This is a genomic window from Streptomyces sp. NBC_00239, assembly GCF_036194065.1.
Lineage (GTDB): Bacteria > Actinomycetota > Actinomycetes > Streptomycetales > Streptomycetaceae > Streptomyces.
Genome location: NZ_CP108095.1, coordinates 600,071 through 615,471 on the forward strand (window position 1 = coordinate 600,071; position 15,401 = coordinate 615,471).

Sequence of the window (15,401 nt, forward strand, 5' to 3'; positions counted from 1 at the left end):
CCGCCGGCCGGGCGTTTCCGGCCCCGCCCTGGGGCGCCCCGCCCTAAAGCCTGTCATCCGGCCGCCACGTCCTCGACCTCCCAGCGCAGCAGGTCACCCGGCTGGCACTCGAGCACCTCGCACAGCGCGGCGAGCGTCGCGAAGCGTACGGCCTTGGCGCGGCCGTTCTTGAGTACCGCCAGGTTGGCGGGAGTGATCCCGACGCGGTCCGCGAGCTCGCCCACGGACATCTTCCGCCTGGCCAGCATCACGTCGATGTCGACGGCGATCGGCATCAGATCACCTCGTCCAGCTCGGCCTGCATCTGCGCCGCTTCGACGTCGCGCGCGACGGCCTGGGCGAGCAGCATGCGCAGCACGAGCACGATGAGCGCGACCCCCAGGATGGCCAGACCGACCCCGCCCATGATGACGGTGACACCCGGGTCTTCCCGCTGGCCGGGCGCGTTGACGGCCGTGACCGCGAACCACAGGAGGGCGGCCGCCACGATCGCGCCGATCACCGCGTCCACGTACCGGAAGGCGGCGTGGGAGAACACGGTTCCGCGTCGCACCATCGTCACCAGTCGCCACACGGAGACCAGGGCGACCTGGGCCGCCACCATGCCCAGCATCGTGATCACGCGCAGCGGGGTCAGCGGGAGCGACCCGTCCTCCGGGTCGGTGGCCAACGCCCACACCATCATCACCTGCACGAACACGGTGCCGGCGAGCACCACCACGAGCACGGCGCGCAGCGCCGCCACTGTCAGCTTTCCCATGTCCACCCTTCCATCGATTCGCGATGGAAATCTATCGATTGTCGATAGGCAAGGCAAGGGCTGAGACGGCAGATGGGCTGCGGCTTCACGTCGGGGAGGATCCGCAGCCCGTGGCTGCTCTCACGCAACCCGGGTGCGATCGCCACCCGGCGCAGAGTAGGTTCGAGGGTACGGGGCGCGGCCTTGGCCATCAGGGCCGCGACGGGGGCCGCGCCCCGACACCGCTCTCCGCGGCGCCGCAGGGCTTGCCCGTGCCCGCACCCGTGATCTTCAGGGGCCCCGGACGCCCTGCAGCCGCATCCCTCCCCTCCCCATCTGCGGCCTTGGGCGGGCACGCGCAGCGCCCCTGCGTGGTCGCAGCAGGGGCTCAACGGCCGCGGTACGGGCGTGCGTGGGCGTGGGACTCGGCGGTGCGCTTCAGGTCGCTCAGCCATGATTCGAGGCCCTGGCGGAGGATGGCGGTCGCGGTGGGGACGTCGGCGTCGACCTGGGGGCCGGTGCGGGTCTCCTCGACATGATGCACTACGCCTGGCGGGTCTGAAGAAGGAGCTGTCCGCCGACAAGGTGCCCGCCTTCAAGCCCGCCACGGGCCAGTCGGCGGTCGACATCTGCTGGCAGCACACCGACGCGAACGGCACGTTCGACTCCGCCGCATCCGTCGCCGCCGCCTCCCGGCTGGTCACCGCCCTCGGCATCGACAGGACGAACAAGGTGGCGCCGTCGCTCCACACCCTGCACACTCCGCGCCTCGCGATCGACATGACCACCACGTGGACCGCGCCCAGCATCACGATCACCGACAAGACCGGTACGCGCGTGAAGATCACGACCACCCCGCGCACCGGCCTGAACACCAAGCTCATCGCGGTGGGCAAGACCTACGGGGTGATCCACTTCCTGCAGGCCGCCAAGGACAAGAACCACTGGTCTTCCACCGGACGCCGAGCACCCGTCAGTCCCACGACGGCCCCCGGGCCGTCGCCACGCCGCGCCTCGTGCCACCGCGCACGGGGCCGGCGAGTACGGCGTCCCGCCGCTCCCGGCGGGGCGCCGTACCGGCTTATCGGGGGCCGACCGGGCGGGCCCGCAGTGGCTCCACCGCTCGTGCCACCCGGGCGAACCGCTCCTTCCCCGGCCGGGCTCACAGCGGACGCGTGCTTGCGGGCCCCGGTCATCCGCCGGTCGGAGCGGGGGCAGCGCCGAGGCGTCGGGCGAGCTGGGAGGGGTGGGTCAGTTGGGGGTAGTGCCCGGCGCCGGCGATCTCGGCGACCGGGTGGTCGACGGGTTCGACCAGCGGGTCGGCCGAGCCCACGACGATGCGCACCGGGACGGTCACCCGGTCCAGCAGCGCCCGCGTCTTTCGTCGTTCGGCGACGTCGGTGCGCACGGCCGCGGTCACCCGGCGCGCCACTCCGCGACGGCGCAGGTCCGCTGCGGCGCTCTCCACCTCGGGCCCCTCGGGGACACCGAGCACCCGCGCCAGCTGCGCGGCGGACATGCGGCGCATCATCGGCGCGGCCAGGGCCGAGCGGGTGAGCCGGGGGGCGGGGGCCTGGAGGAACGCCGGGGAAATGAGGACGAGACCGCCGATGCGGTCCGGATGATCGACGGCGAAGCGCAGCGCGGGTCCGCAGGCCAGGGAGTGCGCGATCAGCGTGGGGCGGCTCTTCACCGGGCTCAGCAGGTCGGCCAGCCATGCATCCGCCGGCCGGGTCGTGGGGGCCGAGCGGCCCAGGCCCGGCAGGTCGGGGGCGAGGACCGGGCCGGTGAGGTGGGCGGCGAGGGGTGCCCAGAGGTCGGCGTTCATCGGCAGGCCGTGCAGCAGGACGTGGTCGGGGCGGTGCCGCTCCCCGCTCACCCAGGTGCGGCTGCCCGCCACGGCGTGGAAGCCGTACGGGCTCAGCCAGGGCGATGCGGCGCCGAAGCGGGCGGCCACGAGGTCGTCGGCCCACGCGCGCAGGACGTCGGCGGCCGGGGGCATGTCCAGACCGGCGCGCGCGGCGAAGGCGTGGGCGGAGGCGGTCGGGTAGCGGTCGGACGACAGGAAGGCCAGCGTTTCGGGATCGGCGCCGGTCAGCTTGCGCGGCAGGCGCCGCAGCAGGCCGACGGGGACGGTCCGGCGGGGTGCGCGTACGCCCGTGTGGTCGGCGATCGTACGGATCAGCTCGGGCAGGAGGGGCGTGTTGTCGTCGAGGACCCAGTAGTGCTCGCCCGCGGGCGCTTCGGGGACCTCTGCCAGGAACCGCACGAAGTAGTCGATGGAGGCGATCGGCAGGAAGGTGTCGGGGCCGCCGGGCAGCGCGGGGAGCCGGCCCTTCCACAGGTCCTCGACGAGGGCGCCCAGGCCGATGTACTGGCCCGGCCCGATCACGGTGCTGGGGTTGGCGATGGTCAGCGGGACGTCCAGTGCGCGGGCCCGGGCGCGCACCGCGAGATCACCCTCAGTCTTCGAGGCCTCGTAGGCGCCCAGCCCGGCGTAGTCGGGGTCGCCTTCGGTCCCGCTCACCCGGTACCCGCTGATGTGCACCAGCCGCCGCAGACCGGGGAGCGCGGCCGCCCATTCGAGCACGTTGAGGGCGCCCGTGACGTTGGTCGCCCGCGCCTCCTCCACGCCGAGGCCGAAGGCGAAGCGGGCGGCGGCGTTGTAGACGTCGCGTACCTCGGGCAGCCCTGAAAGCGGTCGGGTGATGTCGGCGGTGACGATCTCCAGCCGGCGGGTGTCCACTCCCTGCGAGGTCAGCCAGGGGGTGAGGGTGTCGTTGCGTACTGCCGCCGCCACCCGTTGGCCCCGGGCGAGCAGTTCGGCGACGAGGGAGCGGCCGATGAAGCCGGTCGCGCCGAAGACGATCGCGTCCACGGAGACTCCTTAATAGATCGGTCTACATATTTTTAGGGCCGAAAAGAGGCCCGCCGGTCCGGCGGGCCGTGTCAGCTCAGCAGGGTGCCGATCTGGCGGGAGACGCTGTCCAGCGGCCCCCTGCTGCGGTGCGCGCGGGCCAGCAGCAGCGCCCCCTCCACCAGGGCCAGGATCGTGACCGCGAGGTCCTCGGCGTCCGGACGGCCGTCCAGTCGCGCACGCAGGGCCTCCTGCCACGAGGCATAGACCTCCGAGCACGCCTCCTGGAGCGGGTCGCTGGTGGCGGCCATCTCCAGCGCCACGGTGGCCACCGGGCACCCCTTGCGCCAGCCCGACTCCTCCAGCCGGTCGCCCAGGTGCCGCAGCACCCCGTCGACGAACTCCGCGACGGACGCACTCGAGTCGGACAGGCCCCCCAGGGCATCCCCTATCGCCTGCCCGGCCCGGCGGACGGACTCCCCCACCAACTGGTCCTTGCCGCCGGGAAAGTGGAAGTAGAGCGAGCCGCGGGGCGCGCCGCTGGCCGCGATCACCTGGTTGAGTCCGGCACTGAAGTACCCCCCGGTCTCGACCAACTCCTGCGTCGCGTCCAGCAGTCGGTCCCGCGTCTCGGTGCCCTTCTGTCCCATGGAGCGAGACTAGACCGATCTACATATTCTTTCAACCGCCCACGCCCCGGCGGGCGGTCGTCAGCCCTCCGGGAACTCGTACTCGAAGGTGTACGCGACCGACTCGGGGCTGTGCGGGGAGAAGAAGTGGCCGGTGCCGCGCAGGCCGGTCAACTCGCCGGTGCCGGAGCCCGGTACGACCTCGATGGTGCAGTGGGTGCCCTGCGCGTCGAAGGTGCCGTGCTCGGAGAGCACGAAGGCGCCCTTGCGGCCGTCGAGGGTGCCGGCGAGGAGTTCCAGGCCGGCGAAGGCGCCCGAGGTCTCGCCGAGGTAGGTCAGGGTGTAGCGGCAGTGGGTGCCGACGGCCTCGATGCCGCCGGTGAACGTGTTCCGGACCGAGGCCTCGGCCAGCCGGGGCAGGGCGTCGGCCGGGCCGACCGGCCCCTCCGTCCAGTCCGCGAACCGGAACCGGCCGGTCGTCTGCACGCTGCTCATGGGTGCCTCCTTGGTGGGCGGGGTCGAGGGCACCCATCCTCGAACCGGTACCTGCCACCTTGTGTCATATATAGAGCATGCGTGCCGACCGACTCCTCACCCTTCTCCTGCTGCTCCAGAACCGCGGCCGGCTGACGGCGCGTGAACTGGCCGCCGAGCTGGAGGTGTCCGTGCGTACGGTGCACCGGGACGTCGAGGCGCTGGGCGCCGCGGGCATCCCGGTGTGCGCGGACCGCGGGCCGGCGGGCGGGTACCGGCTGCTGGACGGCTACCGGACCCGGCTGACCGGGCTCACCGGCACGGAGGCGGACTCACTGCTGTTCGTCGGGGCACCCGGCCCGGCGACGGACCTGGGGCTCGGGGCCGACCTCGCCACGGCGCGGCTCAAGCTGGAGGCGGCGCTCCCGGCGGCACTGGCGGGGCGGGTACGCCGGGTCCAGGACCGGTTCCACCTCGACGCCCCGGCCTGGTTCCGGGAAGCCGACCCGGTCCCCCACCTCGCCGCGATCGCGCAGGCGGTGTGGGACCAGCGCGCGGTACGGACGGACTACCGGCGGTGGCGCGGCGAGGTGCGGCGCGAGCTCCACCCGCTGGGGCTCGTCCTCAAGGGCGGCTCCTGGTACCTGGTGGCGCGGGCCGACGGCGCCGAAGACCCGCGCACCTACCGGGTCTCCCGCTTCCGGACGGTGGACGTGCTGCCCGCTGCGTTCGACCGTCCGGAGGGGTTCGATCTGGCGGTGTACTGGCAGGAGTCCGCTCGGCGCATGGAGGCCGCGTGCCTGCACCAGACGGCACTGTTGCGCCTGTCACCGCGAGCGCAGCAGCTCCTGCCGATGCAGTTCGGCTCGGCGGGCGCCCGGGCACTGGCCGGGGCCGGCGGTCCGGACGCGGACGGGTGGGTGGAGGCGGAGCTGGAGGTGGAACACGACCAGGTCGCGGTCGGCGACCTCCTCCGCCTCGGACCCGAGGTCGAGGTGCTCCGTCCGCCCGGGCTCCGCACGGCCGTCGGGCAGGCGGTCGCGGCACTGGCCGAGGTGTACGGGCTCCCCGCACCCCGGCCGTAGCGCGTCCGGCCGCTGCGGCGCGCGCCGTTGCCGGAGACCGAGGCCCACCGCTCCGGAGGAGGTTCCGTACGATCACCGGCAGCGCGTACGTCGTCCGCACAGGGGGTGCGGCCTGCGCCGGAGCAAGGGGGAACACGTCGATGTGGCCACGGGTGAAGGGCATGCGGGCGCTGGAGCTCGGGTCGGTCGGGGCGATGCGCGAGCGGCTGAACTCGCTCGTCCTGGCCGGCGAGAAGTTGGCGACGACCGGGCTCTTCGAGGAGTACCGGACGGAGACCGAAGGCCTGGAGTACGTCGGGGAGCAGCTGGCGCTCCTGGACAACTCGGGCGAGTGGACCGCGACCGTCGAGATCACCGGGGTGGAGGTCACTTCCTTCGGCGAGGTGACGTGGGCGCACGCGGCGGCCGAAGGCGAGGGTGACGCCTCGCTCGCGGAGTGGCGCGCCGGCCACCAGCGCTTCTGGGCCGAGGGCGGCACCCCGGTCGAGGACGGGACCGCCGTGGTGTGTCTGACGTTCCGCCTCGTCGAGACCGCTGCGCCCGCGGCCGGCTGACACCGCTTCGGGCCCCGGCCCGGAGACGGTCTCAAGATTCCTGTGTCATATGCCTGCCGCTGTGCCCCCGCCGGGTCTACCGTGGCGGCACCGGACACCTCCGCCCGGAGCGGCGCCCCTCCCCACCTCCCTCGTGGAGGGGCGCCGTACACCGGCCGGACCCGTCCCGTTTCGCCCCCCTCCTCTTCGCCTCCACGGTGCTGCTGGTGCTGACGGGACACGCCGCCTCGCGCGTGCGCCGCGCCGCGCCGAAGTACCCCGCTTGCTGGTGGTGAGCCCGCGGCGGCACGCCGGTCGGGGGCGTGCCGGTCGGGGGAAGCCCCCGGAGCCGGTCCTCGCCGCCTGGCCTTGCGGTGGTCGGCGACCCCGAGACGTCCGACGCGGCCGGACGCGGCGCTCTACCCGGGCACGCCGGCGGTCGGCATACTCGCTCGCGTGACGCCCCGGCACCTCTCCCCCGCACGACCTGCAAGGCAAGGAGAACCCGACCGATGGACTCGCTGAAGCTGCACCTCGCGTACCTCGATCTCACGACCCCCCACGTGGCGGACGCGCTCCTGCGCCTGGGCCTACCCGTCCGGCAGGCACCCTCGACCGTACGGCCGTTGTGGGAGGGGGTGCACGTGGTCGGCCGGGCTCTGCCCGCACGCCACCACGGCAGCGTGGACGTGTTCCTGGAGGCCATCGAGCACGCCGAAGCCGGTGACGTCCTCGTGGTCGACAACGCCGGACGTGACGACGAGGCGTGCGTGGGGGATCTCGTCACCCTCGAAGCCGAACGCGCCGGGCTCGCCGGCATCGTGATCTGGGGACTGCACCGCGACACCCACGAGCTGCGCGGCATCCGCCTGCCCGTGTTCAGCCAGGGCGCCTTGCCCGCCGGCCCGCAACGGCTCGATCCGCAGGGACCCGACTCCCTTGCCACCGCCCGGTTCGGCAGCGCGGAAGTCACCCGCGGCGACTTCGTGTTCGGTGACGAGGACGGCGTGCTCTTCCTGCCCCTCGACCGTGCCGCCGAGATCGCCGCGCAGGCGACCCGGATCCGCGACACCGAACGCCACCAAGCCGCCCGGATGCGGTTCGGTACCAGCCTCCGCGACCAGGTCCGCTTCGCCGACTACCGGGCCGCGCGTGACCGGGACGGCACGACGTTCCGCGAGCACCTGCGTTCCATCGGCGGAGCCGTCGAGGAATAGGCCCGCTGCCGTCAGGGCGTTCGGCCGTGATCGGTATTTCCCCCGGCCGTACAACCGTTGGTGCGCCTGTGGTGTCAAACCCCCGACCGGCAATTGATCATCAGTGCGAGCAACACGCTCGACGGGGAAGGGACATCACCACATGGGCAAGCGTGCCCGTTCGCAACGCGGCCTGGCCGCCGCCGTGGCCACCGCCGCACTCGTCGTGTCCGGCGGGGCCGTCACACCGCTGTTCGCCGCGGGGACGGCCGTCGCCGCCCCGCTGCCGAGCTGGCAGGATCCGGTCGAGGTCGGCCCCCGGGGCGATTTCGGCGCCCTGCGGGTGACCACGGCCTCCGACGGCAGCGCGGTCGCCGCGTGGTGGGTGCTCGCGGGCATGGGGCAAGAGCTCCACGCGGCCGTGCGGCCTGCCGGGACCGACCACTGGGGGCCGGCCCACAAGCTCTCCCGCGTACCCACCAACCGCGGGGAGCACACGCTCAGGCTGATCCCGGACACGGACGGCAGGGTCACCGCCATCTGGCCGGAGTACCCCTCCGACCAGGGGTCGGACTCTCCCCCGACCGCATCGCGCCTGCTGTCCGCCACGGTCGCCGGCGGCGTCTGGTCGAAGCCGGCGACCCTCCTCGACACCGCGGCGGGCGAGTACGTCGGTGCCGTGCAGATCGCGGCCGGCCCGCGGGGCACCGCCACCGCCGTCTGGTCCTCGCGCCCCGCCGAGGCCGACGAGTGGAAGGTCAGCACCGCCGACCGCGCCGCGGACGGCACCTGGTCCCAGCCCGTCACGGTCGCCACCGGGGCCGTGGGCGGCGGCGCCGTCAGCGGCCCCGACGTGGCCGTGGACGGCCGGGGCACTGCCGTCGTGAGCTTCCTGCGCACCACCGTGAAGGGGGAACCCGGCCGCGATCACGAAGACGTGTCGGCGGTCGAGACCGTCACCCGTACCGCCCCCGGCGCGGCCTGGGCGGCACCGGTCGCCCACACCCCGCAGACCATGGGCATCAGGGCGCCCCGTATCGCCGCGGGTCCGACCGGGATCATGGCCCTGACCTGGTCGAAGTGCGTGGAGGACGACGAGGCGCTCGAATCCGTCAGCGTCTCCGTCCGCCCGTCCGCGGCGGCCGGCTGGGGAACTCCGGCCAAGACCTCCGGTTCCTCGGAAGGCTGGGTGGAGTCGCCCGAGCCGCTGGTCACCCCCGACGGTGACGTGACCGTCGTCTGGTCGGAACTCCAGGACCTCGGAGGGTCGAACGGCCTGAGCACCGTCAACCTCGCCCGGACCCTCCGCGCGGGCACCGGCACCTGGCAGCAGCAGTACTTGTCCGGGGGAGGCCAGGACCCTTGGAGCGCCGACGCCTCCATCGGCCCCGACGGCACCGTGCGCGTGATGTGGTCCGAGTACGAGCCCGGCGAGGGACGGCACCTGGTGCACACCGCCCGGACCCCTTCCGACGACGAGTGGACCGGGGCCGAGGAGGTGCCCGGTACCACCGGGAACAGGCTCCGCGGAGTCGTGTCGGCGGGCCCGGCCGGCTCGGCCACCACGCTCACCAACATCAACCACGGCGAGGAGTACAGCACCCTCCACTCCTCCCGGGCCACCACCGAGCCCCCGCTCGGCGTCGGCTCCGCCACCGTGCCCGCGACCGCCCCGCTCGCCGGGAGCACCGGCGCGAACACCGTGTGGGCGCCGGTCTGGAACCTCACCCGGCCCGTGTCCGGCTGGTCCGTGACCCTCGCCGACTCCGCCGGCAAGACCGTCGCGACCCTGACCGGCACCGGCACCACCCGCAAGGTCGCCGCCGCCTGGAAGGGCCGTACGCACACCGGGGCGCTGCCCGTGAACGGCCGGCTGACCTGGACCCTCAAGGGCACCGCCGTCAACGCGCCCAAGGCGTCCGAGCTGGCCTCGGGCACGGTCGCGGTCACCGGCGGCGCCGCCGCCCCGCGGGACTTCGGCAGCCGCGCGGGCCGGCCCGACGGCCTGGGCGACCTCTTCCAGACCACCCCCACGAGCCTGCGCACCGCCTACGGGTACACGGGCACGGGGAACTTCAGCGGCAGCGTCACCACCAAGGGCTGGCCGAAGGGCTTCCGCCCGGTCCCCATGGGCGACATGAACGGCGACCGCTGCAACGACACCCTGGTACGGCTCGCGACCGGCGAGATGCGCGTCTACACGCCCGCCTGCGGCGCCGCCCTCAAGCCCACCAGCCCGTACAAGGTGCTGGGCAAGGGCTGGAACGCGTACGACGTCCTCACCTCGCCCGGGGACGTCACCAAGGACGGCCGCCCCGACCTGATCGCCAGGGACCCCAAGTCCGGCGGCCTGTACCTCTACACCACCACCAAGACGGCCACCCTGGCCCCGCGCGTCGGCCTGAGCGGCACCTTCAAGGCCTACAAGAAGATCGTCGGCACGGGCGACCTCAACGGTGACGGCGTCGGCGACCTGATCCTCCAGGACAAGCTCGACCAGCTGTGGCGCAGCTACGGCACGGGCGCCGGCGCGTTCGGATCGCGCACCCTGATGGCGGGCAACTGGGGCGGATCCTTCAACGCCGTCGTGGGCGTGGGCGACCTCACCGGTGACGGCCGGGCCGACCTGGTCGCCCGGGACACCGCGGGCGCCCTGTGGCGCTACAACGGCACGGGCCGCGGCACCTTCGGCAGCCGGTCGAAGATCGCCACCGGCTGGCAGGCGTACACCGGCATCCATTGAGGACTGTCCGGCGGTTCGTGTTCCGTGGGTGGACGGCAGGAGTCGGGCGGGCCGGGTGACGGCTTCGCGGGGCTTCTGCGTCACCGCGCGACGACTCGTCCTTGAGCGGTCACGGCCCTCGGTGGTGCGCCCGAATGCGGCCGTCGCGGCCGTAGTCGGCGTGGGACGCCCCGCGGCTCGCCAGGGGTCCGCCGCCGGCCGGTGGTTCCACGGCCGCGCCAACCAAGTTGGCGTGCTTGTGACTTGTGGGGTGTGCCGATCCGCGCCGGTGACACTGATCGGCCACCGCGCGGGGTCCGGATCCGGTAGAACGCGCTGCCCAGCGAGTTCCCCGACTGGAGAGGACCCCCCATGCACCCGAGTCGTGAACACCACCGCCGACGGAGCCCCGGCCGCGCCGCGGTGCGCGCCGCCGCGTGCGGGCTGCTGCTGGTGCTCGCCGGAGCGCCCGGCGGGAGTCCGGCCGCGGCCGCGGCCGCGCCCGTCGGCGCCGCCGGATGCCGGCCGGCCGCGCAGACGTACGCGGACCGCACGGACGAGCGCGGCCACTGCCTGGCCGTCACGCTGCACCTGTCCGAGGCCCCCGTCCTCGGCGGTTCGGCGCGGCTCGACATCGAGGTGGGCACCGTCGGCGGCGACACGGACGTACGCCTGGACGTCCGGCTCCCCGCCGGTCTGGAATGGGTGACCGCGCCCTCCGGGCTCAGCACCTCCACGACTGCCTCGCTCGTCCCCGTCCAGGGCGGCCGCGTGCACCGGGCCGCGGGTTCCGGCAGGACGGGGCAGCAGCGCCCGTGGCGGCTCAGCGGCACCGTACGCGCGGTCGCCGAGGGGCCGGCCGGCATCCGGGCCACCGCCACCTCGGCGGCGGACCCGGCGGACTCCGACGCGAGCAGCGTCTTCCTCACGGTCGGCGCGCGCCGGTCGGCCCTCGGCATCCCGGTCGGGAGCGTCAGCGCCGCGGCCCCGGTGGCCGCCGGCGCGACCCGCGCCCGCACCGGCCTCGCCCACCGCCCCGCCGAGCCGGCTCCCGGACCGGCGGCGCCGGCGACCGCGGCGGGTACGGCCTGTGCGACGGGCTCGTGGAACTACGTCGACCACGGTGGCGCCACCCGGGTTTCCGCCAACGCCCGGGTGGCCGTCTACGACGACGACGCCCGCGGCGCGGACGATCTCCTCACCACCGGTGTCACGGGCGCCGACGGCGGCTTCACGCTCTGCTTCGACAACACGGACGAGGAGGGCGGCGGCCAGGACGTCTACGTCCAGTTCGCCACCGAGAACCAGCACTGGGTGATACGCAACGGCAAGTCCCGCCAGCCGTATCGTTTCGCCTCCCCGGTCCGCGCCAACGTACCCACCGGCTCCACCGCCGGCATCGGCGCCTTCCAGCCCGCCGACGCCGCCCTGATGCGCGGGGTCGAGGCCTTCGACACGGTCAACACCGGCTGGAACTGGAAGCCCGGCAGCTGCTGGGACGCCCGGGACACCACCTGCCGCCGCGGCCTGGTCAACTGGGCGCCGGACTCCACCGACGGCACGTACTACTCGCTCCAGGACAACGCCGTACACCTCGCCGCCGAGGACCCCGACGCCCCCGTGCTCGTCCTGCACGAGTTCGGCCACGCGATGATGGACGACGTCTACGAGGACGCCTTCCCCTCCTCGCCCAACTGCAGCCCGCACTACATCACCAAGACCAGCTCGGCGGGCTGCGCCTGGACCGAGGGCTTCGCCACCTGGTTCGGCGTCGTGGCGCTCGGCGATCCCACCTTCCGCTGGCCCGGCGGCCGCACCCAGGACCTGGAGGGGCCGACCTGGGGGACCTCCGGCTGGGACAACGGCGACACGGTCGAGGGCCGCGCCCTCGGCGCGATGATCGACCTGTCGGACACGGCGAACGAGCCCGGAGACACCTGCGCGGAGAACCCGGCGGGGCCGCTGTGGAGCACCTTCCTCGGCCATGTCTCCGGCAGCTTCAGCCAGTTCTGGAGCCACCGCGCCGCCGACGGCCACGACGTGGGTGCGGGCGCCCTGTCCTGCCTGTACCACAACACGATCGACTACTGACCCGCGCGGCCGCACCGCCCGGCCTTCTCCGGCCTTGGGTGGTGCGGCCGCCGCTCCGCGTTGGTACCTTCCGTCCATGGCGACGGGGGAAGTCGGCGAAGCCCTGCGAAGACTGGGCATCGGCGTCACAGCGGTCCGGCTCTATCTGGCCCTGCTGGAGCTGGCGCCCGTACCACTGCCCGAGCTCGGCGCGGCCACCGGCCTGGATGAGGACGAACTGGCCGCCGCCTACGCGGAGTTGGTCGAAGCAAGGTTGAGCAGCGCCGCGACCGGCGACGGCGAGGCGGTCGCCCCGCTGCCACCCGCCGCCGGCCTGCAGTTCCTCGGCCGCCTCCGGGCCGCCGAACTCGACGCCTCGTGCATCACCGTCGCCGGGGCCTTCGACACCCTCCGCCGCCGCCGGCCGGCCGCGTTCAAGAACGACCTGGTCGAAGTGGTCACGGGCGAGGACATCGGCCCCCGCCTGCGTCAGACCTGGGCGGGCGCCTGCGACCAGATCCGCCAGTTCGACTCCCCTCCGTACTTCCCGATCCCCACCGCCACCGACGAGGCCCTCGCCACCCTCACCCGGGGCGTGACCCAGCGGGTGGTGTACTCCCGGGAGTCACTGGAGTACCCCGGCAACTTCAGGCGCAGCATCGAGCCGTGCATCGCCGCGGGCGAGCAGGCCAGGGTCGTGCACGCGGTCCCCGTGAAACTGATCATCGTCGACGACGCGTGCGCGCTGGTCTCCCTGTCGATCCACGAGGTCGACGTTCACCACACCCTGCTCGTCGTCCGCCCGTGCGGGCTGTTCTCGGCGCTGGTGGCGCTGTTCGAGCAGACCTGGCAGAACGCGCTGCCGCTGTACGACTCCCGCACACCGCCCCCGCAGGGCGCCGCCGCCCCACCGCAGCGCCCGCTGCCCGCCGACCGCCGCATGCTCGCCCTCCTCGCGGGCGGCGTGCCGGACGAGGACATCGCACGCGAACTCGGCATCAGCCGCCGCACCCTGTTCCGCCGTCTGGAAGTCCTGATGACCCGCCTGGGCGCCACGACCCGCTTCCAGCTCGCCCTCCAGGCCCAGCGCCGCGGCTGGCTGTGATCGAGATGTCCCCCGCCGCGCGCCGGGTGGGCAGCCGGCGTCGGGAGGTGGTCCCTGCGAGGAGGCGGTCACGTTCGCTCATCACGCGGTCCTTCCGTGATCGGGAGGACGCCGAAGACCGTACGGCCCGTCGGTAGACCCGTACGCCCGTAGGCCGGGGCGCGCCGCCGGGCGGGGTGGGCGGCGCGCCCGTGGAGCGTGGCTGCGGGGATGGCGGGTGCCGTTCGGCTACACAAGGGGGACCCGCTTCCGCGGCGAAGCGGCCCCGGTACGGCGGAGGTGACGTGGTGGTGGATGCTCCTGGGGGTGCCGGCGGGCATCGGCGGGACGGCGGCCCGGCGCGCAGGAAGGTGCTGGGGATGGGGCTGGCTTCGGCAGCCGCCTTCGCGTCGTCGCAGCCGTGGGCGGCCCCGGCAGCGGCCTCTCCCGTGCCGGAAGGCACGGCGCGCACGGCCGCGGATCCCGGTGCCGCACCGGGCACGGCCACGGCCCCGGCTCGCGGCTCGACGGCGCCGGAGGGCTGCCGGCTCGACGTGCGGGCCGAGAACGCGCTGCCCGGGGCCGCCGACTGGCGGATCACCCGTACCGGGGCGGCGGGCGCCATCGAGGGCTTCGCGGACCGCGTCAGCGTGTGCTCCGGCGAGACGTTCGGCCTGCACGTGTCGACGGCGTCCCCGTCCTACACCGTCTCCGCGTACCGGATGGGCTGGTACGGCGGCACGCGGGCGCGGCTGGTGTGGCGCTCGGAGGCGCTGCCCGGCGAACGTCAGGGCGCGGCGCTCACCGAGGCGGCGACGCGGATGGTGCGTACCGCGTGGCGGCGGACGGCGGTCGTGGACACCGCCGGCTGGCCGGAGGGCAGTTATCTGCTGCGGCTGGACACCTGCGACGGGGCCGGGCAGCGCTTCGTGCCGGTGACCGTGCGGGGCGGGCCGGTGCGGGGCCGGATGGTGGTGGTCTCTTCCGTGGCCACCTGGCAGGCGTACAACCGGTGGGGCGGATCCGACCTGTACAAGGGCACGACGGGCAAGAAGGGGTCCCGCTCGCTGGCCGTGAGCTTCGACCGGCCGTACGGCAGCGGGCGGGGCGCCGGCCAGTTCTTCGTGTACGAGGCGCCGCTGGTGGCGCTCGCCGAGCGGATGGGGCTGCCGCTGGCGTACGCCACCGGGGTGGACGTGGCCCGCGAGCCCGGGCTGCTGGACGGGGCGGTGGCCATGCTGTCGCTGGGGCACGACGAGTACTGGAGCCCGGAGCAGCGCACGCATGTCACGGCGGCTCGGGACGCCGGCATGAACCTTGCCGTGTTCGGCGCCAACTGCTGCTACCGGCGGGTCCGTTACGAGCCTTCGCCGGTGGGGGCGGACCGGGTCGTGGTCTGCTACAAGGACGACTACGCCGCCGATCCCGGCTTCCGCCGGGGCCGTCCACCGACGAACGACTTCCGCCGCAAGCCGGCGCCCGACCCGGAGAGTTCGCTGTTCGGCGTCATCTACGACGGCTACCCGGTGGACGCCCCGTACGTGGTATCGCATCCCGACCACTGGCTGCTGGCGGGTACCGGCGCTCGGCGCGGTGACTCCTTCGCCCATCTGGTGGGCGTGGAGTTCGACCGGGTGAACCCCGCCCATCCGACCCCGCGGCCGGTCGAGATCATCGCGCGCTCGCCGGTGGTGTGCAAGGGCCGGGCGTCCTACGCGGATACGGCGTACCTGTCGCTGCCGGGCGGCGCGGGGGTGTTCGCGACGGGCACGATGCGGTGGGTGGAGGCCCTGGACGCGAAGGGCCCGGCGGGCGGTAAGGCGAACCACGGCCTCGGAGCGGACGCCGGCCGGTTCACCCGCGTCGTGACGGAGAACGTCCTGCGGGCATTCGCGCAGGGGCCCGCCGGGCGGGCGCGGCCCGCACAGGACAATCTGATCGCCCATTGCGGGGAGGGCGCTGCGCCTTGCGGCGTAGCGTCCGGCGTGTAGGCGGCCGCCGCGGACCTGAAC

General features: G+C 73.8%; 12 protein-coding genes. 7 read left to right on the forward strand and 5 right to left on the reverse strand.

Annotated elements, in window-relative coordinates:
- Window positions 1-53: 53 nt before the first annotated feature.
- The 5 genes from OG764_RS02720 to OG764_RS02745 all read right to left on the reverse strand — a co-directional run bounded on the left by OG764_RS02720 (window position 54) and on the right by OG764_RS02745 (window position 4,720).
- The gene (locus tag OG764_RS02720) at window positions 54-275 is read right to left on the reverse strand and encodes a helix-turn-helix domain-containing protein (protein ID WP_328966743.1); all 222 of its coding nucleotides are present in this window, start codon (window positions 273-275) and stop codon (window positions 54-56) included.
- Window positions 275-760 carry a DUF2975 domain-containing protein gene (locus tag OG764_RS02725; protein ID WP_328966744.1) on the reverse strand — a complete coding sequence of 162 codons (486 nt, stop codon included), beginning with the start codon at window positions 758-760 and terminating at the stop codon, window positions 275-277. The genes OG764_RS02720 and OG764_RS02725 overlap by 1 nt, the downstream gene beginning before the upstream one ends.
- 1,171 nt (window positions 761-1,931) lie before the next feature.
- A complete protein-coding gene (locus OG764_RS02735) occupies window positions 1,932-3,617 on the reverse strand; it encodes an alpha/beta fold hydrolase (RefSeq protein WP_328966745.1) in 1,686 nt (561 codons plus the stop codon).
- A 71-nt stretch (window positions 3,618-3,688) separates the two neighbouring features.
- The gene (locus OG764_RS02740; RefSeq protein ID WP_328966746.1) at window positions 3,689-4,246 is read right to left on the reverse strand and encodes a TetR/AcrR family transcriptional regulator; all 558 of its coding nucleotides are present in this window, start codon (window positions 4,244-4,246) and stop codon (window positions 3,689-3,691) included.
- A 60-nt stretch (window positions 4,247-4,306) separates the two neighbouring features.
- Window positions 4,307-4,720 (reverse strand): DUF3224 domain-containing protein, encoded by a 414-nt coding sequence (locus OG764_RS02745; RefSeq protein WP_328966747.1) that lies wholly within the window; start codon window positions 4,718-4,720, stop codon window positions 4,307-4,309.
- Between the two features lie 77 nt (window positions 4,721-4,797).
- On the opposite strand from OG764_RS02745, the gene OG764_RS02750 reads away from it, so the two are divergent.
- The 7 genes from OG764_RS02750 (at window position 4,798) to OG764_RS02780 (ending at window position 15,380) form a co-directional block, all read left to right on the forward strand.
- On the forward strand, window positions 4,798-5,784 hold the full coding sequence (locus OG764_RS02750) for a helix-turn-helix transcriptional regulator (RefSeq protein WP_328966748.1): 987 nt from the start codon (window positions 4,798-4,800) through the stop codon (window positions 5,782-5,784).
- 140 nt (window positions 5,785-5,924) lie between these two features.
- Window positions 5,925-6,338 carry an ASCH domain-containing protein gene (locus OG764_RS02755; RefSeq protein WP_328966749.1) on the forward strand — a complete coding sequence of 138 codons (414 nt, stop codon included), beginning with the start codon at window positions 5,925-5,927 and terminating at the stop codon, window positions 6,336-6,338.
- 491 nt (window positions 6,339-6,829) lie between these two features.
- Window positions 6,830-7,534, forward strand: coding sequence for an RraA family protein (locus OG764_RS02760; RefSeq protein WP_328966750.1), 705 nt, complete (start codon window positions 6,830-6,832; stop codon window positions 7,532-7,534).
- A gap of 142 nt (window positions 7,535-7,676) precedes the next feature.
- Window positions 7,677-10,256: an FG-GAP repeat domain-containing protein gene (locus OG764_RS02765; RefSeq protein WP_328966751.1), complete on the forward strand. Its 2,580-nt coding sequence runs from the start codon at window positions 7,677-7,679 to the stop codon at window positions 10,254-10,256.
- A 351-nt stretch (window positions 10,257-10,607) separates the two neighbouring features.
- Window positions 10,608-12,326, forward strand: coding sequence for a hypothetical protein (locus tag OG764_RS02770; RefSeq protein WP_328966752.1), 1,719 nt, complete (start codon window positions 10,608-10,610; stop codon window positions 12,324-12,326).
- A gap of 76 nt (window positions 12,327-12,402) precedes the next feature.
- On the forward strand, window positions 12,403-13,410 hold the full coding sequence (locus tag OG764_RS02775) for a LuxR C-terminal-related transcriptional regulator (RefSeq protein ID WP_328966753.1): 1,008 nt from the start codon (window positions 12,403-12,405) through the stop codon (window positions 13,408-13,410).
- 359 nt (window positions 13,411-13,769) lie between these two features.
- Window positions 13,770-15,380 carry a N,N-dimethylformamidase beta subunit family domain-containing protein gene (locus OG764_RS02780; RefSeq protein ID WP_328966754.1) on the forward strand — a complete coding sequence of 537 codons (1,611 nt, stop codon included), beginning with the start codon at window positions 13,770-13,772 and terminating at the stop codon, window positions 15,378-15,380.
- Window positions 15,381-15,401: the final 21 nt, after the last annotated feature.

Excerpts from the sequence above, each read along its gene's own strand:
- OG764_RS02720 (WP_328966743.1), bottom strand. The coding sequence starts at position 275 with ATGCCGATCGCCGTCGACATCGACGTGATGCTGGCCAGGCGGAAGATG.
- OG764_RS02725 (WP_328966744.1), bottom strand. The coding sequence starts at position 760 with ATGGGAAAGCTGACAGTGGCGGCGCTGCGCGCCGTGCTCGTGGTGGTG.
- OG764_RS02740 (WP_328966746.1), bottom strand. The coding sequence starts at position 4,246 with ATGGGACAGAAGGGCACCGAGACGCGGGACCGACTGCTGGACGCGACG.
- OG764_RS02745 (WP_328966747.1), bottom strand. The coding sequence starts at position 4,720 with ATGAGCAGCGTGCAGACGACCGGCCGGTTCCGGTTCGCGGACTGGACG.
- OG764_RS02750 (WP_328966748.1), top strand. The coding sequence starts at position 4,798 with ATGCGTGCCGACCGACTCCTCACCCTTCTCCTGCTGCTCCAGAACCGC.
- OG764_RS02755 (WP_328966749.1), top strand. The coding sequence starts at position 5,925 with ATGTGGCCACGGGTGAAGGGCATGCGGGCGCTGGAGCTCGGGTCGGTC.
- OG764_RS02760 (WP_328966750.1), top strand. The coding sequence starts at position 6,830 with ATGGACTCGCTGAAGCTGCACCTCGCGTACCTCGATCTCACGACCCCC.
- OG764_RS02765 (WP_328966751.1), top strand. The coding sequence starts at position 7,677 with ATGGGCAAGCGTGCCCGTTCGCAACGCGGCCTGGCCGCCGCCGTGGCC.
- OG764_RS02770 (WP_328966752.1), top strand. The coding sequence starts at position 10,608 with ATGCACCCGAGTCGTGAACACCACCGCCGACGGAGCCCCGGCCGCGCC.
- OG764_RS02775 (WP_328966753.1), top strand. The coding sequence starts at position 12,403 with ATGGCGACGGGGGAAGTCGGCGAAGCCCTGCGAAGACTGGGCATCGGC.
- OG764_RS02780 (WP_328966754.1), top strand. The coding sequence starts at position 13,770 with ATGGGGCTGGCTTCGGCAGCCGCCTTCGCGTCGTCGCAGCCGTGGGCG.